Origin of the sequence: Streptomyces blastmyceticus (assembly GCF_039521185.1) — a bacterium.
Classification (GTDB): Bacteria; Actinomycetota; Actinomycetes; order Streptomycetales; family Streptomycetaceae; genus Streptomyces; species Streptomyces blastmyceticus.
This window is the reverse complement of the sequence record NZ_BAAABW010000028.1, coordinates 240,585-260,881: the sequence shown is the minus strand read 5'-3', so window position 1 is coordinate 260,881 and position 20,297 is coordinate 240,585. Positions and strand designations below refer to the sequence as shown.

Genomic DNA, 20,297 nt, shown 5'->3' with positions numbered 1-20,297 from the left:
CCTTGCTGGAGTGGGCTGTCCACTGCTCGATGGTCCGAAGAGTGCATTGGGGAGAACGAGCGGTGTCCCGAGGCCGGCGGCTCAGCCTCCGACGAGATGTTGGACGGCGGCGTCGATACGCGCTATTGCCTGGCGCGCAGACGATAGACCGGTTTCCGCCTGCGGGGCATCACTGCCTGAATTCAGCACCTTGGCCACCTGGTTGAGGTTATTGCCCATGTAGCTGAGGTGGCGCCGCGCGGCGAAGAGCTCGATGACGATCTCGCGTCGGCTCGCGATCTCGGCGGTGGTGTGTTCGAGGTCGCGGGCGGCTGCCAGAGCGGCGTGGGCGAGGAAGGCGGCGACGGTGATGCCGGCGGCGTTCGCGCCCGCGGTGATCAGCGCGATTTCCTCGTCGTTGAAGCGGGCGGTACGGCCGTGGAGGCGTCTGCCGCGCTGGTAGGGGCGGCGGCGGATGCGCGGCTTGGCACGCTCGGCGAGGTGCCCGCACGAGGTCGCGTGACAGGTGTGCTCGTCCCCCTGTGGCTGCGGTCCGCCTTCGGCTGCGGCCTCTCCGGCTGGCGCCCCCTGGCGCCGGTCGGCCTCCGCCACCCCTGGGGCGGAGGTTCCTTTGTGCACTCCTCCCTGGGAGGAGTGCACAAAGCTCCAACTTGCTCGCCCTCGGGCGGCCCGGCGAAGAGTGTCTTCGCCGATAACTTGCTCCGCCTGGGGCAGCGGGGTGGTCATTTGCTGCTGGTCGACGGCGGGTTCGTGATGCTGGTCGTGCATGCGAGTGTGCTCCGTGAAACGTTCGTGAGGCGAGGTGGTGCCAGGGAGGATGGGACCGCGTACTCGCCGACTGTCCGGCCTGGGGGCGCGGCGCGGCGTTCGGTCCGCTGATCTGCTGGTCGGGTCTCCGCGGTCCCGGGGACGGTGAGCAGAGTTGGTCTGCCTTCCGTCTCGGAGCGCGGGCCGGTTGTCCGCTCGGAAGTCGGTTCGCCGACGGGCTTGGTCCTAGGAGAGTCGAACCCAAAACTGAGACCCATCTCACCTGCGGTTTTGCGGAAAACCCGGACTTTTCCGTCCTCCTCGATCCGCCCGAATCCGGCTCGATCCGCCTCCGCCGGAGAAGTGTGCCCACTCGTGGGCACACCCGCCCCCTCCGTTGCTAAAGCGATCACAGGAAGCGCAGAAGCATAGAAATTCGGGGCTTCTCGGCACGACTCCACTACATTTGCGCAAAGTCCGGGTGATCCGAACAGGGTATCGACTGCGCGGCTCTTGGGACGTGAGCAACAGACTGGGCACAGTAGACGCAATCGCGCCGCCGACCGCCGTGCCCCTGAGGCCAAGAGCGATCACTGCGTGGTAGCAGGGGCACTCGGGCTGGTGCCTTCCGTTCTGGCAACTGGCACTGTGCCGTCACCTACCAAGTCCACAACGGCATCGGCGTGCTCTCGGATCAGGTAGTCCATGGCGTGCTCAGTCGTGGACTGGTACTCCAGCTGTTCGCTGTAGAAACGGAGTCGCTCCTGGCAATCCTCAATAATCTCGCCCCAGGTACGCACCCAGATCCGGAAGTTCGGCTGCGAGACGGCACATCCAGGCATCCGATCCGGCTGATGGGCAAGCTGGCGGAGGCTCTCGTCCATGGCGTTACCCACCAGCCAGAAGTCCCAGGTCACCTTGGGGTCCCGGAACCTGTCATCGTTCATGACAGCTTGGGCATAGCTGCTCACCTGTGCGAACTCGGTCATGCCGAGAACAACACTCGACCTCTTGAGTTCGATCACGAGATGATGACGCTCGCCCTTCCTGTGCCGGGCGGCACGAGACAGCATCAAGTCGACGATGCCTCGCCGTCCGTCCTCCCGCAGGACAGGGTCTGGCGCTGGCGTCTCCCGCCCGAGGAGGCGGCAGTGCTGGTTCAGCACTTCGTTCAGGCTGCGGTCGCTGACATGTAGTCCGTACTCCTCACCGAAGATCCAGCACTCGTTCTCCAGGATGCGGTGCAGTTCGGTGCGCTCCTTGACCCGGCCCCTGGCCTCAGGATCGAAGACGAGGTGCTCCAGCGCAGACAGGAAGTCCAGACGCCCGGTCGTGGCCGTCGAAGCCTTGATCAGGGCCGACAGTGGGGTGCGGTCCAGGAGTCGGCTGAGATCTTCCTGCTCCTGCTTGGAGAGAGCAAAGAGCTCTTCAGCGATACGGAGCACATCACCGGGTTCATGGGTCAGGACAGAGCGCAGAAGCGCGAAGGACACCTTCTGCGCACGTTTACTCGCCGGCAGGTGCCGGAAGACCGCAGTCGCTACTGCGTCGAAAGTCTCCCGCTCCGCGCGTTCCTGATCATTGACCGGGTCACCCACATAGGGGTAGAAGCCCTCCGCCCGCCATGCGTTGACGAGTTCCTGGCGCCGCTGATCAGCTCGGGAGCGGAAGTGCCCACGCATGCGCTCGCGAGCCGCTGCCAGCACATCGCCAGCAGGCCCGTCCGGCGTCCAGTCGGCGAAAGCGAGATCGCCGACCGAGTCGTCCTCGAACCCAGCCCAGGACAGGTACGCCGTGAAGTGGAAGCCCGGGGCCTGGATCTCCGGCTTGAGCTGGGCCAATGACATACCTCGGCCGTCACATAGGATCAACGCCCGGGAGAACGGCCGCGACCACTCGATGATCTTGAGTTGGGCGGGGGGGTGCGCGCTGCCAGGCGGGCCAGCCACCTCGTATGTATCGACGTGGAGTTGCTCCGATGATGGGTCGAGCAGAGTCCCGTCATAAGTGATGCGAATATCCGGGTAGGCCTCCAGGTGCAGGGCGAAGGCGGCGGTGAGTGTCGAGCGGGCTGCGTCCTCGGTCAGCTTCTGTAGGTCCTCGCCGCCGAACGCCTCGAAGACCGTTCCCGACGGGTCCGTCGTCGGTTCGGGGTCGCTGACGTCGAACTCGTCCATGGAACTGCGGTCAGACTCGATGACCACGCGACGACGACTCCGCGGGCCCCCACTCACGCTGGTCCAGCGCACCTCGCTGCCGAGGGCGAAGGCCCGTACCCGGCCTCGCCCGTTCTTTCCGTGCAGTACGCGCTTCTTGACCGCGCTCGTCTGCGCGCGCTTCTTCCAGGATGTGCCGATCTGCTCGAAGTAGTCACCACACTGCTCCGCAGCGATCCCTGTGCCGTCGTCGATGACCGCGACCCGGTCGACACCGCCGAGGTCATTGCGTTCCAGTTCGACGGTGACGTTCTCGGCATCTGCATCCAGAGAGTTCCAGATCAGTTCCTCCAGGGCGCCGACAGGATGGCGCAGCCGTGCGAGCTCTTCAACATGTCCCCGCCCTACCGTCAGCCGAAGCTTCGCCATGAGCCCGCGCCTTTCCCACTGTGTCTCTGAGAATTCTGGCGGGAAGACCAAGGGCCTTCCCGCCCATGCTTTAACTCGGTTGTCTGAACGAAGTCACTCGATGATGTCGAGGGGCGGGAGCCCATCCACGATCTTCATCGTCTCCAGGCTCACGGTCACGATCTTCAGGAGGAGGTCGACGATGTAGCGCGGATTGTCCGACCAGTCGTTGGGGTCGTTGACGATGCCGCTGGCCTTGTCGACCTTCACCTGATATCGGTCGATGATCCACTCGATCGCAGAGCGCGCACCGAGCTGGTAGCGGTACGCCTCCCCCGGGATGTTGGAGAGGGTGACACGGCTGTTGTAGACGATCGTCGACTTGTCCGCTTCGCCGCCCTTCTTTGGAATCTTCATCTTCGTCACCCGGAACAACTCCGAGGGCGGGGTGTCCGCGCTGCTGCCGCTGATCTGCTCCACGATCCCGGCGTACGGGGCCGCCGACTCGTAGTTGATGTGCAGGTCGGCGAGCGCGCGGCCAGCGGATGCGAAGCCGTGGAAGTCGCGCACCTTGGGGATGCGGGGCAGCGACTTCTTCAAGTCTGCGGCAAATTGAGCGCAGTACTGCGGGGAGTGCAGCAGGCCGTAGGCGTGGTAGAAGATGTCATCCTTGGTGATCGCAGAGTCGACGTACGTCTTGCGGTAGTCGCGGAGAGCGGCGTCGGTGATGTTGTCTACGCGTTCGTAGGCGTCGCCGTCACCTCCGGGGGTGGTACTGAACAGGTCATCGCCGGTGGAGAGCTCGCGGTAGGTGTAGCGGGCGAAGAGTTGACCATTCGTCTGTGCGCCGAAAGTGGATAGATCTGGCACTGAGTCGACTGCAAGTACGGAGAATTCCATAGCTGCACCAACACCCGTCACGTAGAAGCCGAGGTTCTCGTGCTCCGGCGTCGGGAACAGGCGGGGTAGCTGAGAACGCTCGTGGTTCATGTGACGGTCGTAGTAGACGGACTCCTTCATGAACGGCCTGTATATGGAGCGTCCTACCCGGTCTGCGCCGAAGGTAGTGCTCTCCCCCTTGGCGAGGTACGCCTTGAGACTGCGCGACCAACTGATCTTCGTAGAGTCCAGATCGATGAAGTCATCGACATGGTCACGAGGGGACACGACTGCCCGCTCCTCGCAGTACCTCTTGAAGTCGACAACCTGCGAGTTATAGAAGTTGATCATTGACTTGACGTTCTCACGTACCCGATCAGTCGAGTAGTTGTAGACCCAGGCATCGCGGTTGGTCTGGAGTCCTGCCGAGTAGATGCCAAAAAGCGTGGTGGAACCACTCTTGTCAGACTTGTCACCGATGGCTCGGAAATTCGCGAACCGCTCGTCCCGCTGGTTGATCCAGTCCCCCTCGGGGCTCGGGTTGATCTGCTGCCACTGCACCGTGTCGAGGTCCTGGCCTGCCACGAGGCGGAGCTTGTCCTCGCGGGTGAGGTAGTCGCCGATGTCCCGGTATCGGAGCTGGCAGCCCGGACCCGCACCGGCGGCTCCCCCCTTGACCAGGATCAGGACGGCGACGGTGCTGCGGCTTCCCGAGCCGAAGACCTTGCCGCCTTCCTTGCGGGAGAGTTCTCCGGCTGTGCGCTGGTTGCCCCGGAAGTTGTAGCAGTAGATCGCGTCGAACTCGTCCACCAGGGACAGCCTCAGGCCGTCTGCGGTGTTGCTGTCGATGTAACCGCCGTTGGAGACGTAGGCGATGATGCCCTCATCTTTGATGCGGTCGGAGGCCCAGCGGATCGCACGGATGTAGGAGTCGTACAGCGAGTTTTTGTTAGTGGCCGTGGACCTGGCCGCATAGGTGGCCTGAATGCGCTGGTCCAGGGCCTCGTACTTCACGTTCTGGTTGTCATCGTTCTGGCTGTCCTGTTTCGCCGAGTACGGCGGGTTGCCGATGATGACGCGGATGTCCTGCTCCCGCTGTTTCGCGACGCGTTCGCTGTTGCCCTCCAGTCCGCCGAAGAGGCGGTCCGCGTTGCCCTCGGCGAGTTGGAAGGTGTCGGTCAGGACGATGCCCTCGAAGGGCTCGTAGCCCTCGCCGCGTACGTCTTCGAAGGCTGCCTCGATGTTGACGGCGGCGATGTAGTAGGCGAGCAGCACGATCTCGTTGGCGTGGAGTTCGCTGACGTACTTTCGCAGCAGGTCTTCGGGTTTGATGAGGCCGGACTGAAGGAGGCGGACGATGAAGGTGCCGGTACCGGTGAAGGGGTCCAGGATGTGGACGCCTTCGTCGGACAGGGAGGTGCCGAAGTGCTTGGCGAGGGCCTGATCGGTGGAACGGAGGATGAAGTCGACGACCTCGACAGGGGTGTAGACGATTCCGAGAGCGTCGGCGGTCTTGGGCAGGGCGGTCTTGAAGAACTTGTCGTACAGCTCGATGATGACGCGCTGACGCCCCTCATGGTTGTCGATGCCCTCGGCCCGGACCCGTACGGAGTCGTAGAAGCCCTGGAGGGTTTTCGCTTCGTCGTCGAGGCTCTGGTCGTCCAGGACGTCGAGCATGCGCTGCATGGCCAGGGAGACCGGGTTGCGCTCGGCGAACGCGTAGCCCTTGAAGAGAGCGTCGAAGACGGGCTTGGTGACGATGTGCTGGGTGAGCATGTCGAGGGCGTCGGCTTCGGTGACGCCTGGGTTTATGCTCGCGCGCAGCTCGCCGAGGAAGGTGTCGAAGGCGGCCTTCTTGTCCGGGAGGTCGAGGGCGGCCTGGATGCGGGTCTTGTGGCGTTCGGCGATCTGGGCGATGTCTTTGGCCCAGTCCTCCCAGTACTGGCGCTGGCCGACCTTCTTGACGATCTGGGCGTAGATCGCGTCGCGCCAGTCTTCCATGTGGAGCATGGTCTGGACGTACTGGGCTGCGTTGGCTTCGCCCTGTCCATCGCCGCCGCCTTCTCCTTCGGTGGAGAGGGATTCACGGTCGTCCGTGGCATCGGCGACCATGATGTTGTCGGGGCGGCGGTTGTTCAGGTCGAGCTGGTTGACGGTGGCGTTGAAGCGGTCGTCGTGGGCGCGTAGGGCCTGGAGGACCTGCCATACGGTGCGGAAGCGCCGGTTGTCGGCCAGAGCCCGTTCCGGGGGCATGCCGGCTGGCACAGCGACGGGCAGGATTATGTAGCCGTACTTCTTCCCCTCAGCCAGGCGCATGACGCGGCCGACGGACTGGACGACGTCGACGACGGAGTTGCGGGGGTGGAGGAAGAGGACGGCGTCCAGGCTGGGGACATCAACGCCCTCGGACAGGCAGCGGGCGTTGGAGAGGATGCGGGCCTTGCTCGGGCCGGGGTCCTGCTTGAGCCAGTCGAGGAGGTCGTTGCGACGCAGGGTGTTGAAGGTGCCGTCGACATGGTCGACGTCGCACTGCAGGATCTCTTCGTCGGCACCGTCGTACGCCTGGACGACCTCGCGGAAGCGCTTGGCGAGTTCCTTGGATTCGTTGATGTTGCGGGCGAAGGCAACGGCTCGCCGCATGGGCGCTTCGCCAGGTTCGAAGCCTGAGCCGTCGGCGAGTTTGCCGGTGCGCTTGGCCAGTCCGTTCCAGCAGCCGACGATCTTCGCGGCGTCGTCGAGGGAGAGCTCGTTGTTGTCGTCGGCGAGCTGCTGCTGAAGGGACTCGGCAACCTTGCCCTCGTCGATGGTGAGGATGAGGACCTTGTAGTCGGTCAGCAGGCCCTGCTTGACGGCCTTGCCGAAGCCGAGGCGGTGGAATTCCGGGCCGTAGAGACTCTCGTCGTCCATCGAGCACAGGACGGTCTCGGTGTTCCGGGCGTCGGTCTTGGCCTCTTCGCTGAAAAGCCGCGGGGTGGCCGTCATGTACAGGCGGCGGGTGGACTGGATGTAGTCGTTGTCGTGGACCTTGACGAAGTTCGACTCGTCGCCGACGGTGAGTGTGGCACCGGTGGTGCGATGTGCCTCGTCACACAGGATGAGGTCGAACTCGGGCAGTCCGGTCTTCTGCGCCTGGGCGATGGTGTCGATGGACTGGTAGGTCGAGAAGACCACGGTCAGTCCGGCGCCGGCTTCCACGCTCGCGACCTGCTCGATGAGCTTGGCGGGGCTGGTGGTGGCGGGCAAGGCCAAGTCGTGCGTCGACATGTCCGTGCTGTCGGCGTCGGCCTTCTTCTGCTTGCCGACCTTGATATCGGAGCAGACGGCGAAGCGCCTCATCGGCGTCTCGGTTTCGTACGACCACTCCCGCAGGGTCTGTGAGAGCAGCGCGATGGAGGGCACAAGGAAGAGCACGTTGGTGTGCTCGCCCTCGCCGCGCTTCGCGCGTTCCTGCTGAAGCCGCTCGACGATCTTCAGGCCGGTGAAGGTCTTACCCGTGCCGCAGGCCATGATCAGTTTGCCGCGCGGGTGGGAACCAAAGCCTTCGAAGACCGCCTCGATAGCTTCGCGCTGATGCGGACGCGGAGTCTTCTTACCGCGTAGACGGAGCTCGACCGGATGCTCGGGAGCAGCGGGAACGTGCCACTCGACCGGGCTGGCCTCGATGTCGGCCAGCCCGATACGGGTGACGGGGATCTGCTGGTTGTCCAGGGCGGACTCGGCGTTCGGGCCCCACTTCTCCGTCGTCGAAATGATCATCCGGCGGGTGAAGCCGCCCTTGCCGGAGGCCGTGAAGAAGGAGTCGAGGTCAGCTTTCTGGACGGTGTGGTCCGGCTCGTAGAACTTGCACTGGATCGCGCAGAAGCCGCCCGTCTCACGGTCCTGTGCCACCAGGTCAATGCCGACATCCCGCTTGTCGCTCTCCGCGCCGGGCCAGTCGTGGTACATCCATACCCGGGTGAACTGCTCGGACCAGTCCGGGTCCGCCCCCAGGTACCGCACCATGAGTTCCTCGAAGCGCGTGCCCCGGTCACGGTTCGTGGCCGACTCGTTGCGGATCATTCTGAGGACGTCATGTACCGAAGTGGCCACTGCGAGTCGCTTCTCTCTACTTCACGGACGGTCGGCTGTATGAGCGCTGCCCGATCACTTTAGTCAGGCGATACCACAGCCGGAGGCGCATCGCCCATTGACGCCACAAATCCGTTCTCGCGTTCCGGGCGTCCTCTTCTGAGCCTCCGGCCCACGGCAACGGTCATGGCTGCCGCTACTCACATGGTCGGCATTCCGACTGATCCAGACGCTCTCCTCGCACTCCCGCAGCGAGAACGGTGGCTCAGCGGGCCTCGCTCGGAACGAAGAGGTTCAAGTCCTGCTTTCTCTCTGCGGGGCACGACCCGCAGCGGCGAGCATGGCGGGGTAGTCGAGATCCAGGGTTTGGATGGCATCGAGCTGCCCGACGTGCTCCGCTCGAATGCGACCGAACGTGCCGGGCCTGCGTGCACACGATCGTCCGTGACGCCCACGCCCCGCACTCCCTGTCGCTGCGCGTGTCCCGGGTGTCAAGTCCGTTCTGCCATCCGTGTGCAGGGACTTCCCGCAGTACTAGGGTTTTTGGGACAGCCGGAATGGCACGCTGCCGACCAGGGAGACGGAACACCATGGGGCAAGGGGCACGGAAGCAACTGGCGGAGCTGCTCGACGACTCGGAGCGGCGCGGGGACTTCAGTACGCGCGTCGAGATGCCCGCCCACGCGCTGCGTATCGAGGTCGACGGCGTCGGCGAACTGCCCCTGCCGTTGCGCGCCCCGGTCACCAGGAAGCTGATCGCCCAGGCCCGGCAGGCCCGCTTCGGCCTCGGTGAGCAGACTCTGGCCGACACCAGCGTGCGCGACACCTGGGAGATCACTCCGGACCGGATCACCCTGGGCGGCCCCGACTGGCAGCGAACCCTGAGCGGCGTCCTCGACGCTGTCCGTACCGCGCTCGGCCTGCCGCCCACCACCGTCCTGCGCGCAGAGCCGCACGCGCTGCTCGTCTACGGCAAGGGCCAGTTCTTCCTGCCGCACCAGGACTCCGAGAAGGACGACTCCATGGTGGGCACCCTCGTGGTCTCGCTGCCCTCGCACCACACCGGCGGCGAACTCGTCGTCGAACACGCCGGGCGCAGCATCACCTACCGGGCGTCCCGGGAGCGGCTGACCTTCGCCGCCTTCTACGCGGACTGCCGTCACGAGGTCAAGCCCGTCACCTCCGGGTACCGCATCACCCTCACCATGAACCTGCTCGCCGAGCGCGTCCGGCCGGCCGACGAGACCGGCGGCGGCCCGGTGGCCGATCTGTCCCACTGCCTCACCGAGCACTTCGCCCAGTCGGCCGAGCAGCGCTACAGCTACGGCCACCCCAAGGCCACGCCGCCCAACCGGCTCGTCTACCTCCTCGACCACGAGTACACCCAGCGCGGCCTGGGCTGGGACCTCCTCAAGGGGGCCGACGCCACCCGCGCCGCGCTGCTCCGCCAGGCCGCCGGGCAGGCAGGCTGCGAGGCGGTCCTCGCGCTGGCGGAGGTGAGGGAGACGTGGGACGCCGTACCGCCCTACGACCGCTACGACTACTACGGCGACGTCGAGCACTTCGACGACTGCGAGGACGAGGAATGCGAGGGTGAGTGCCTCCTCGACCCCGACGGCGAGCCCGGAGCCGAGCGCCGCCGCAGTGGCGACTTCTCCGACTACGAGCTGGGCGACCTGATCGACGACGAGATCACCCTCGGCTGGTGGACCCGCCCCGACGGCAACGGCGGTGAGCAGATCTCCCTGCCCGTCCCGTATGCCGAGGTGTGCGCCAGCACCGACAACAAGGACCTCACGCCCTACCAGTCCGAGTACGAGGGCTACATGGGCAACTACGGCAACACCCTGGACCGCTGGTACCGGCGGGCCGCAGTGGTGCTCTGGCCCCGGCAGCGTTCGTTCGCGGCACGTGCCGAGGCAGGCTCCGAGGGAGCCCTGCGGGAGCTCCAGGGCCACCTGGACACCGGTGAGTTGGAGCTGGCGCGTACGCGCGCCCGCTCCCTCGCCCCGTTCTGGAAGCACCAGGGTTCGGGTGCGGCGGCCGCTCCGCTCTTCACCGCCGCCCTGCGCGTGGCGGTGGGGCTGGGGGAAGCCGATACCGCCGCGATGCTCCTCGCGCCTTTCGGGGTGGAGACCCTGAGTGAGCGGCACGCCCCCGATCTCGCGGAAGTGGCCGCACAGTACGGGCGGACGTGGGCGCGCGGGGCCGTCGGCAACTGGTTCGGCCCGGTCGGCGCCTACACCGGGGCCGACCGCGCGACATGGCTCGAATCCTTGCCCGGCCTCTGTGCCGTGCTGCGGGCCGCCGACGGCGACGGGGACGCGGTGGCCACACCGCTGGTCGAGGAGGCCTGGCAAGCGACCGAGGAACGGCTCACCGGCTGGCTCGGCATAGGCCGGGAGCCGGAACGCCGCGCGGGCATGGAGCGGCTCGGCACCACACTGGCCCACATCCTGCGGGCAGCAGGCCCCGAGACCGCCGACACCCTCACCACCGCCCTGCGCGGGTTGCCGGACACCGCCCTGGAATGCCTGCTCCCGGCCTTGCGCACCGCGGCCCGCCGACCGGCGGCCGTACGCGACGGCACGCCTGTGGGCCGCGCCTTCCGGTCGCTCGCCGACCACTGCGAGGCCCGGCTGACCGCAGCCGTCGCCCGTCCCGTAAGGGCGGCGGACGACTGGTCACTCGCCCCGGCCGGTACCTGCCGGTCCGGCTGCGACCTCTGCCCCGACCTCGACGCCTTCCTCACGTCCCGCACCCGCCGGGACATGGAGTGGCCGCTCGCGAAGGACAGGCGCCACCACATCCACAGCCGTATCGACCTGGCCGACCTGCCTGTGTCCCACACCACCCGGCGTCAGGGACGCCCCTACACCCTGGTCCTGACCAAAACGAACGCGGTGTTCACGGGTGAGCAGGCGACCCGGGTCCGCGCCGAGACCGACCTGGCGTGGCTCCGGGAGAAATGGCCCCGGCCCCGCGGCTGAGAGGTGACAGGCGAGCCCGCAGTCGGCACGCCTGGAAGATGCCGTCTACAGCTGGGGCGCGGATGTTGTCGCGTCCCGGCCCCTGTCTGGCTGCCTGGCCGACAACTGTGCCGGAACCCTGGAGCACCGACGCTCTCATCTCACGATGTCGTCGCCCCGTAGAGAGTGGGCAAGTCGACCAGAAGAAGGTCATCACGCTGGTCGGCGAGCTCGACCAGGTCGGGGTAGAAGCCGTGCAGGGAGTACAGGGCCAGGGTGGTGCCGGTGGTGTCATAGCCCTGGTCGGTGAGCAGGGCGCGGATGTGTTCCAGGCGTTGCAGGTCGCCGGTGCCGCGGCGGGCGGCGGTCGCCTTGGCCTCGCCGATGAGCGCGATCTTGGCGCGGGGGGCTTGCGGGCGCTCGCCGCCGGCCAGGGCGATGACGTCGACCTCGTGCTTCGTACGAGCCTGCGGGTCGGCGACCTCGGTGGTGCCGACCGGCCCGGGAAGCCCACCGGGCAGCAGGGTGTGGGCGTAGCGGCGGGTGAAGGTACGGGCCAGGTCCTCGAAGTGCGGGCCGAGGATCTTGGAGTTGAAGGTCGGGGCGGCCTGCTGCCACACCTGCTCGGCGAAACCCTGCTCCACGGCGGCCGCCTGCGGCAGCGTGATCAGCTGGTTGAAACGGATGACCGGGTCCGCGAGCGTGATGACCGGATGCCGGGTCCGCAGGATGTCCTGCTCGCGCCGGATATAGCCGGTCGACTCCAGCACGCCGAGCGGGTGGGCGACAGCATTACGCGGGCGCTCCAGGGCGGCGCCGATCTTGCTCGGGGTGGTGGCGCCCTGGGCAATCGCGGTGAGGATGTCGTAGTACAGGGTGTGCTGCGTGATCCGCGGGTCCTCCCGCAACAGGTACTCGGTCTCCATACGGGAGTAGACGGCACGGCCCGGGTCGAGGAGGGTGCGGGCCAGCCAGACGTCGAAGCCGTCGTCGGGGTGCGGGCGGGCGGCCACCGGCCGGTATCCGGGCGCGCCGCCGAGGACCGCGTGCACCTTCAGCGCGGTCAGCGGGTCGGCGATCTGCCAGAAGGTGCGGCTGCCCCGGTAGTCGAACGGGCCCAGCCGTAGATCGACCACGGCCCGGCCGCGCAGCGGCTTCGTCCCCGACAGCAGCTCGTGCATGACACTCATCGCGGAACCGCACAGGATCAGCCGCGGTCCCGGCCCGGACCCGGGCCGCGTACCGCGCTGGCGCTCGTCGTAAAGCTGCTGGAGCAGGCCCGGGATCTCGGGCGAATGCTGGAGCAGGTACGGCAGCTCGTCAATCACCAGGAGCGGGTGCGGTGAACGGGCCGTCACATCAAGGGCGTTGGACAGCACATCGCGCCAGTCCGTCAGACGCAGACTCCCCGGGCGCAGACCAGCGTGGGCGGCGACAGCGTCACTGAACCGCTGGATCGCGGGCAGCCGCCCCTCCTCCCGGACCGCCGTGACATACAGGCCGCCAACCTGCTCGGACAGCGCCTGCAGAAGGTACGACTTCCCGTGCCGCCGACGCCCCGACACGATGCCCAGCCGCATCGCCGGATCCGGATCGGCCAGGAACTCCGCAAGCAGATCCCACTCCCGGTCCCGGTCGACCACGTCCCCCGGCTTGGCCAGCAGACCTTCCTTCACCGGACCTCCCACAGGCCGACTACGGCGGATTCCGTCTAAGTCTACTTCGACACAATCTGCGGCACTGGGTTTCACCACGACCGCTGCAGCAGTAGGGCCTAGGGGATCGACCAGGAGAGGACACGATCGAGCAAACCCCCGGACTCACGGGCCTCTGCCGCTCCCGATGGGCACGGACGTGCCCACTGATGGGCACAAAAAATGCCCTCTGAAACCGCGTTTCCGCAGGTCAGAGGGCATTTACGGAGTGGAGCCTAGGGGAGTCGAACCCCTGGGATCGTCCGGCGGGCCGTGGGGACCGGTCCGCAAGGTCGGTCCCCGGTTCCGGTCGGTCCCCGGGACGGTCCGGTGGGCGGTGACCTGCGAAGACTTCCGGTCAGTCGGTGGCGAGCGCTCCGGTCGGTGCTGAGGCCGGCGGACGGAGGACGTTCATGACCTGGGTGAGCCGGTCCTGGCTGATGCGGTGGCCGGCGGTTCGTATCGTCTGGCGGACGGCATCGCGGGTGGGGGGTTCGTCCGCTGTGAACAGGGGCCGTGCGAGCTCAACCAGATCGTCCAGATCGGCAGTGGTCGGTCGGCCGATACGGCGTGGGCGGTTGGGCAAGGTGTCGTCGCTGAACAGTTCCCCCTGACCCCGCTGCTGAAGATCGTCTCGATCCGTCTCGACAACGGAGTCCTCGTCGGCGTCTTCCCGTGGCTCGGGGTGCGCTTGACCACCCGCGTGGTCGCCGTGGTGGGGAAGCGCCCGGATGGTGTGGCGCGCGATGAGGATATGGAGGTGGACGGCTCCGGCGAGGGCGAGCGGGGCAAGGGTGGAGAGGATGCCGACGGCGGCGTCGCCGAGGTGCAGACCGTCCGGTACGGCTTGCTGGTTGAGGCGTACGGCGTGCAGTGCGTTGGCCCAGATGCTGGTGGCGGTGGCGGTGCCGAAGAGCGTCCATACGTAGAGGCGGGCGCCGAAGGACGCGGTCCGGAGGACGAGCAGGGCGCGGACGCCGTAGGCGATGAAGCCGTCGATGACGAGGGGGAAGAGGTAGGTGAGCAGTCCGCGGACGTGGATGGCGATGGCCATCTGCTGAAGGGCGTCGTAGGAGAGGGCGCATCCGGCGGTGGCGAGGGCCGTGATGGCGGCGCGGTCCCAGCCGGTCACCTGACGGCTGGAGGTGTGCGTGCTGAGGGCGAGTGAGGTCACGAGGTGGTGCTCCGGGCCCGGTTGGGGCGGTCGTGGGGTGTTGGCAGCGGCGTTCACGGAGGGGCGTACACGCGAGCCCCCTTCTAAAGGGGGGCTCGCGCGTGATCGCTCGGCGCGTGTACGCCGTGTGCGGTGGCGTGATCGTCTGACCTGCGGTTTTGTCGCGAGCGTGATCGGTGTGAACGGATTTCGGTCCGTTGCTCCATGAGGGGCGCGTGTACGGTCCCGTGAACGGTCAGCCCGCTCGCCCAGTGAGGTCAGCAGACGGCGGCGATGTGGCGTGCGGACGCGTAATAGCGGGCTTGCTGTCCGCCGCCGCTGCCGCCCGCGAGTCCGTCCGCCTTGGTGGCCAGTCCCGCCTTGACCAGGCTGTCCAGGGCTCGGCGCGCCTTCTCGACGGCAGCTCGGCCCGGGTTGCCCTCGCCGGTCTGGGCGGTGGCGAGATCACGGACGCTGAGGCCGCCGGGGGCGGCGCGCAGGATGGTGATCGGGTCCAGGGCGGGGTCGAGGGTGGTGGTGCCGTGCACATGGTCGTGGATCAGCTGCAGCGGGCCGATCTCGCCGGTGGGCGTCTTGAGGTGATGCAGGGTGACGGCGGGGTCGCCCGCCTCCCCGGAGACGAACAGGACGCTGCCCGCGCCGGAGGTGATCCAGGTGGAGCCATAGACGCGGTCGAGGGAAGGCCGAGTGTCCTTCGCGGTCCCTTCCTGGGACTTGCGCTGATGGTGCAGCTCCATGACCTCGACGCCATTGCGGATGGCGCGCTGGCGGGCGTTGTTGAAGGCCACGGCGAGGGCGTCGTCGACGAGGGTGCTCACGGCGTCCTTCAGGCTGTCGATCACGATCGTGTCGGCCTGGTGGGCGGCGGCGAGATCCATGAGGAGGTCGGGCTCCCTGTCGAGGCTCGCGGGCAGCGGGCCCTGCCACACCACGAGCCGGTCACGCAGGATCGCCTCGTCGTGCGGGCCGATACGGCGGGCCATGGCCTTGGCGATCTGCTGCGGACGGTCCATGGCCAGGTAGAGCACCCTCTTGCTGGGTGCGACCGGCATGTCGAGCACGGTGCCCTGGAAGCCGATGCGGGCGAGGATGACCTGGTGGGCCAGGGTGGTCTTGCCGACGCCGGGAGCTCCGACGATCATCAGGCTTTCGCCGGAAGCCCATGCGGTTTTCTCGCGGGTGCCCCACAGCGGCTCTTTGTCCGCGCCGGTCTCGGTCACGAACCGCCAGCCGTCGACGAGGTAGCGGGAGAGGCGCCCGCCGCCGGAGGCGAGTGCCCGCTCCCGCTCGGCGCCGAGATCTGTCTCGATCTCCGAGCGGATCTCGTCGGGGTCGGCTCCCGGTTCCTGGGCACGCTGCACGGTGCGGATGCCGTGTTCGCGCAGGCGGCGGAGGGCGGCTGTCCGGCGCACGATGTCCGCGTAGTAGGCGGCATGGCTGGCCGAGGGCGGGGCGCCGTAGAGCTGGTGGACGTAGGCCACTCCGCCGACCCGGGTGATGTCGCCCTGGCGCGTGAGGAAATCGCTCACGGTGATCGGGTCGGTTGGTTTGTCCTCGCCCCGGAGAGCCAGCAGCGCTCGCCAGATCGTCTCGTGCTGTGGCCGGTAGAAGTCGGCCGCGTCCAGCATGGGGCGGACTTCGTCGATCACGTCGGGGCCATGCATGCAGGAGCCGAGGACGGCCTGCTCAGCGACCGCGTCATGCGGAGGCTGAACGGTCATGTCGGTCGGCGACACGGGCCCTGCTGCCCGCCGGGATGGCATCTCCGGCGGCTGGGCCGTACCCTTTGGCAAGGAAACTCCTCACCCGGCAGGCCATATGGGGCGGCAACCCCGGCCAGGCCGGTCTGGATCGTTCAGGGATGGGCGGTCATGAGGTTTTCTTCTTCGGCCCCCGGTGTTCGTAGCACCGGGGGTTTCTTTATGTCCGACGCCGTTCAGCGGCGGCCGCGACCACATTACCCCATCTGATGCGCTCCCGAATGAGTTGCATTCGTATCCGAAATGGAGTTAGCTGTTCACCCCGGGCCGCGCTGGTCCGGCGGAGGTATGTCGCAAGGAGGCGCGAGCAATGAGCAGTGAAGAAGGTGCCGCCCGCGCCGGCCCCGAGCGGCCGCTGCCGGAGAACAACGTGGCCGAGCGCATCAAGCTCGAGCGCGAGTTCCGCGGCTGGAGCACGCAGAAGCTGGCCGAGCGCATGGCCGAGGTCGGCCACCCGGTGAACCAGGCCGCGATCTGGCGCATCGAGAGCGGCAAGCCCCGCCGCAGGGTCAACCTCGACGAGGCCCTCGGCTTCTGCAAGGTCTTCGACATCCCCCTCGACGACCTGGCCAGCCCGCCGGGCCATGTCTCCAACGCCGAGGTGCGCAGGCTCGTCGGCGAATATGTCGAGCGGTGGAAGGACTGGCGGGCCACCCGCAAGCCCCTGGACCGGGCCAAGGCCGACATCGACGACTACATCAAGGCCCACCCTGACCAGGAGGGCATGGTCAAGGGCCTGCTCACCTACGAACTCGCCGGCGCCGCCGGTAACGACTTCACGCGCTACGACTCCGTGCCCGCCCGGCACCGGAGCCTGCTCGGCGACGCCGCTCCTGCCAAGCCCGTCACCGAGTAATCGGTTCACCTGACGCCCTGGTGCTACGAACACCGGACGCCGGACAGCACATCAACGCCCATCCCTGAACGATCAACACGGCATGGCCGGGGTTGCCGCCCCGTAGTGGCCTGCCGGGACGAGGACCACCCTTGCCCAAGAACGCCCTGCCCGTTTCCCAGATCGCCCATCTCCTCGGCGTCCCGGAGGAGAACCTCCGCACGCTCATGGAGGAGCGGAACGGCTCCCACGGCGACCCCACCCTCGTCGGGCTCACCGTCGCCGAAGCCGCCCGTCGCGTCGGCATCGGCCGCACCAAGATGTACGAGTACGTCTCCTCCGGCGAGATCGCCTCCGTGAAGATCGGCAGCTTGCGCCGAATACCCGCCGAGGCGGTGAACGAGTTCCTCGCCCGGCGCCTCGGCGCGGCCGACCTCGCCACTGCGGCTTGAGGGCGGCGGACATGGCCAAGTCCCGCCAGCCCAACGGTGCCTCGTCCATCTACCTCGGCAAGGACGGCCGTTGGCACGGCCGCGTCACCGTCGGCATCAAGGACGATGGCACCCCCGACCGTCGTCACATCGGCCGCAAGACCCGAGCCGAGGTCACCAAGGCCGTACGCGAGCTGGAGCGGCAGCGCGATGCCGGCGGTGTCCGCAAGGCCGGTCAGACCTGGACGGTGACGACCTGGCTCACCCACTGGGTCGAGAACATCGCCGCCCTGCACGTCTCCGAGAACACCATCGACGGCTACCGCGTCGCGGTCTACCACCACCTCATCCCCGGCGTCGGCGCCCACCGCCTGGCCAAGCTGGAGCCCGAACACCTGGAGCGCTTCTACAAGGAGATGCAGGACAACGGGAGTTCGGCGGGCACCGCCCACCAGGCCCACCGGACTGTACGAACCGCGCTCAACGAGGCCGTTCGCCGCCGCCACATCACCGTCAACCCCGCCACCATCGCCAAGGCGCCACGCCTCGAAGAGGAAGAGGTCGAGCCCTACTCGGTCGAGGAGGTCCAGCGGATCCTGTTGGAGGCCGAGCGGCACCGCAACACTGCCCGCTGGGTCATCGCGCTCGCCCTCGGCCTCCGCCAGGGCGAGGCCCTCGGCCTCCAGTGGACGGACGTCGATTGGGAGGCCGGGGTGATCCGGGTCAGCCGTGGGCGGCTGCGGCCGAGGTACAAGCACGGATGCGGCGACCGCTGCGGGCGCAAGCCCGGCTACTGCCCGCAGAAGATCAACACCCGGCGGGAGACGAAGGAGACCAAGTCGCGGGCCGGTAAGCGGCCCATCGGCGTCCCGGAGGAGCTGATGAAGCTGCTGCGGCGGCATAAGGAGGAGCAGGACCGTGAGCGACGGCTTGCGCGGGACCTGTGGGTGGAGAAGGGCTACGTCTTCACGTCGCCGACTGGTGAGCCCCTGAACCCCAACACCGACCACCACAAGTGGAAGGAGCTGCTGAAGGCGGCTGGGATCCGTGAGGGTCGCCTCCACGACGCCCGCCACACCGCTGGAACGGTCCTGCTGATCCTCGGCGTCCCGGACGTCGTCGTCGACGCGATCATGGGATGGGAGCCCGGCAAGTCCGCGCGGATGCGGCGCCGGTACCAGCACCTGACGAGCCGGGTCCTCCAGGACACTGCCGACAAGGTGGGCGGTCTGCTGTGGGGAGCCGCAGGCGGCTGAGAACAAGAAGCAGGGAACCCCGGCCTGTTCAAAGGTCGGGGTTCCCTGCGTCTGGGCATCGGTGCCGCCGCAACGTCATCGGGAGTGCCGCGTGCTTTCAGCGTGCGGGACATCGCCGGTTGAATTCGGTGGGCAGCATGACCGTCGCGTACGGCGCCGTCGGAGCAGGTGCCACGCCGCGGTACCTGTGGCAAGTAGCGCGGCTCCGGCGATCACGAGCGGATTGGCGAACGCGGCACCGAGCACGCCGAGGGCGCCGGCGGCGATGAGCGCCGGTCCTGCGCAACACGCGACGGCCAGCACAGCGGCGCCGACCGCGATGAGGGCTGTGTGGATGCCACCGGGCTGGTGGCGGGGCATGGGCATCACGGCCTGCCCTTCAGCAGTCGCATGGCCGTACGGCGGGGGTCTCGCCGAGCAGAGGCCCGAAGACCCGGGTGCCGAGTTGTTCGGCCTGTGCGTGGTGGACCACCTCGCCGGTGACGTCCGGGTGCTGGGCGGCCCATGCCCGGGCGTTGGCGGCGTCGGTGAAGAAGTTCAGGGTGTCGCAGCACACTTCGGCGGCCGGCCCCGGCCCGGAGCGGCGGCCGACGAACACCACCGCGCTCTGCGGCTTCCACTCCATCCGCCCGCCGGTGACGGTCACCGTGACCGGAGTGCCGGTGACCGGGTCGGCGGAGGAGATCACGACGTCCGTGCCCAGCATCGCCGGGATGCCCAGCGCGTCGATGGCGCACATCGACCACACATCGGCCCCGCCGGCGACGCTCACCCGGTGAGCGGTGGGTACGGCGGAGAAGGGGTACGCGGCCCGGATCGCCCCGGTCTCGTCCAGGGTGAGGAAGTCTTCGGCGGCCAGCTCGGCCAGCACGTCGCGCGCCGCCCGCCTGAAGGGGGCCGCTACCGGCTCCAGCACCGCCAGGCCGGGCGCGCTGCCGGTGGTGGCGAAGTGTCGAAGGATCGCCTGCTGAGCTGCCCGAAGTCCTCGTTCGACCGGGGCGAGCCGGCCCCGACCGGCCCGTCCGACAGGGTCGAGGACATCTGCGGGCGGGGCTTTGCGGGTGGGCATGGCCGCCTCCTTCATCGCCTGCCGCAGGTCGTCCACGGTGGGTGATCCCTCCACGGAGCCGTCGCGGCTCCGGTACAGGCGGCAGGACACGCTGGGCGGTGCCCCCGGGGCGGCGAACGGGTCCACACCGTCCAGCAGGACCGTCGGCGATCCCGTCATGCCCCACCGCGCGGCCTCGGTCTCGTCCGTCACCTCGACCAGGTCCATGGTGGCGCTCCGCCCGACGAGTGCTGCCGTGATCCGCTCCTGGATCACCGGGGCGTTGGGGCAGTCGGGAACTGTCAGGACCGTGATCCGCATGATGTCGTCCTCCCAGGTCGGTCCTCCTGTCGCTGACGGTAGACCTTCCAGTGCACTGGAAGGTCAAGGGCTAACCTGGGTCGTATGCGTATCGGAGAGCTCGCCTCTGCCGGCGGGCTGAGCACCAAGGCCATCCGCTTCTACGAGCAGGCGGGCCTCCTGGCTCCGCCGCCGCGCACCTCTGGCGGCTACCGCGACTACCCGCCCCAGGCAGCCACGCGCCTGGCCTTCATCCGCGACGCCCAGAGCGCCGGCCTCACGCTCGCCGAGATCCGGGGCGTTCTCGCCCTGCGCGACAGCGGCGAGGCCCCGTGCGCGCACGTCGGCGATCTGATCGAGCAGCACCTCGCCGACATCGAGCAGCGTCTTGCCGAACTCCGCAAGACCCGCACCGCCCTGCGCGACCTCGCTCGCCGCGCCGCAGACACCGACCCCAGTACCTGCACTGACGCAGACATCTGCAGCATCCTCACCCGGCCTTGAGCAACGGCCGCGGTCGGCTGAGGGAGCGGCAGCGGCGAAAGCCCAGACCCGCGCGGTGATCCGGGTTT

The 20,297-nt window shown here is 67.8% G+C and carries 12 protein-coding genes; 5 read left to right on the top strand and 7 right to left on the bottom strand.

Annotated features, from left to right (window positions below; genetic code table 11):
- Positions 1–81 precede the first annotated feature (81 nt).
- The 3 genes from ABD269_RS28875 to ABD269_RS28865 all read right to left on the bottom strand — a co-directional run bounded on the left by ABD269_RS28875 (position 82) and on the right by ABD269_RS28865 (position 8,249).
- Entirely contained in the window at positions 82–591 is a 510-nt protein-coding gene (locus ABD269_RS28875; protein ID WP_344122601.1) for a plasmid mobilization protein, read from the bottom strand.
- A 746-nt stretch (positions 592–1,337) separates the two neighbouring features.
- A complete protein-coding gene (locus tag ABD269_RS28870; protein ID WP_344122599.1) occupies positions 1,338–3,332 on the bottom strand; it encodes an ATP-binding protein in 1,995 nt (664 codons plus the stop codon).
- A gap of 93 nt (positions 3,333–3,425) precedes the next feature.
- Positions 3,426–8,249, bottom strand: a complete 4,824-nt coding sequence (locus ABD269_RS28865; protein WP_344122597.1) for a DEAD/DEAH box helicase — start codon at positions 8,247–8,249, stop codon at positions 3,426–3,428.
- Positions 8,250–8,848: 599 nt separating this feature from the next.
- On the opposite strand from ABD269_RS28865, the gene ABD269_RS28860 reads away from it, so the two are divergent.
- A complete protein-coding gene (locus ABD269_RS28860) occupies positions 8,849–11,248 on the top strand; it encodes a 2OG-Fe(II) oxygenase (protein ID WP_344122595.1) in 2,400 nt (799 codons plus the stop codon).
- 140 nt (positions 11,249–11,388) lie between these two features.
- Here the strand turns inward: ABD269_RS28860 and ABD269_RS28855 are convergent, their stop codons facing one another.
- The 3 genes from ABD269_RS28855 to ABD269_RS28845 form a co-directional block, all read right to left on the bottom strand.
- Positions 11,389–12,903, bottom strand: a complete 1,515-nt coding sequence (locus ABD269_RS28855; RefSeq protein ID WP_344122593.1) for an AAA family ATPase — start codon at positions 12,901–12,903, stop codon at positions 11,389–11,391.
- Positions 12,904–13,279: 376 nt separating this feature from the next.
- On the bottom strand, positions 13,280–14,053 hold the full coding sequence (locus tag ABD269_RS28850; protein ID WP_425573003.1) for a DUF2637 domain-containing protein: 774 nt from the start codon (positions 14,051–14,053) through the stop codon (positions 13,280–13,282).
- Between the two features lie 299 nt (positions 14,054–14,352).
- Complete coding sequence (locus ABD269_RS28845) at positions 14,353–15,888, bottom strand: DnaB-like helicase N-terminal domain-containing protein (protein WP_344122589.1); 1,536 nt, start codon at positions 15,886–15,888, stop codon at positions 14,353–14,355.
- A 277-nt stretch (positions 15,889–16,165) separates the two neighbouring features.
- Here ABD269_RS28845 and ABD269_RS28840 point away from each other — a divergent pair, with 277 nt between their 5' ends.
- The 3 genes from ABD269_RS28840 (at position 16,166) to ABD269_RS28830 (ending at position 18,377) form a co-directional block, all read left to right on the top strand.
- Positions 16,166–16,711, top strand: a complete 546-nt coding sequence (locus ABD269_RS28840; RefSeq protein WP_344122587.1) for a helix-turn-helix transcriptional regulator — start codon at positions 16,166–16,168, stop codon at positions 16,709–16,711.
- 131 nt (positions 16,712–16,842) lie between these two features.
- On the top strand, positions 16,843–17,142 hold the full coding sequence (locus ABD269_RS28835; RefSeq protein WP_229328444.1) for a helix-turn-helix domain-containing protein: 300 nt from the start codon (positions 16,843–16,845) through the stop codon (positions 17,140–17,142).
- Between the two features lie 11 nt (positions 17,143–17,153).
- A complete protein-coding gene (locus tag ABD269_RS28830) occupies positions 17,154–18,377 on the top strand; it encodes a tyrosine-type recombinase/integrase (protein WP_344122584.1) in 1,224 nt (407 codons plus the stop codon).
- 379 nt (positions 18,378–18,756) lie between these two features.
- On the opposite strand, the gene merB is transcribed toward ABD269_RS28830, so the two are convergent.
- On the bottom strand, positions 18,757–19,746 hold the full coding sequence (gene merB / locus ABD269_RS28825; RefSeq protein WP_344122582.1) for an organomercurial lyase: 990 nt from the start codon (positions 19,744–19,746) through the stop codon (positions 18,757–18,759).
- Between the two features lie 84 nt (positions 19,747–19,830).
- Between merB and ABD269_RS28820 the strand changes: the two genes are divergently transcribed.
- Complete coding sequence (locus ABD269_RS28820; protein ID WP_344122580.1) at positions 19,831–20,229, top strand: heavy metal-responsive transcriptional regulator; 399 nt, start codon at positions 19,831–19,833, stop codon at positions 20,227–20,229.
- Positions 20,230–20,297: the final 68 nt, after the last annotated feature.

Excerpts from the sequence above, each read along its gene's own strand:
- ABD269_RS28870 (WP_344122599.1), bottom strand. The coding sequence starts at position 3,332 with ATGGCGAAGCTTCGGCTGACGGTAGGGCGGGGACATGTTGAAGAGCTC.
- ABD269_RS28865 (WP_344122597.1), bottom strand. The coding sequence starts at position 8,249 with ATGATCCGCAACGAGTCGGCCACGAACCGTGACCGGGGCACGCGCTTC.
- ABD269_RS28860 (WP_344122595.1), top strand. The coding sequence starts at position 8,849 with ATGGGGCAAGGGGCACGGAAGCAACTGGCGGAGCTGCTCGACGACTCG.
- ABD269_RS28840 (WP_344122587.1), top strand. The coding sequence starts at position 16,166 with ATGAGCAGTGAAGAAGGTGCCGCCCGCGCCGGCCCCGAGCGGCCGCTG.
- ABD269_RS28830 (WP_344122584.1), top strand. The coding sequence starts at position 17,154 with ATGGCCAAGTCCCGCCAGCCCAACGGTGCCTCGTCCATCTACCTCGGC.
- merB (WP_344122582.1), bottom strand. The coding sequence starts at position 19,746 with ATGCGGATCACGGTCCTGACAGTTCCCGACTGCCCCAACGCCCCGGTG.
- ABD269_RS28820 (WP_344122580.1), top strand. The coding sequence starts at position 19,831 with ATGCGTATCGGAGAGCTCGCCTCTGCCGGCGGGCTGAGCACCAAGGCC.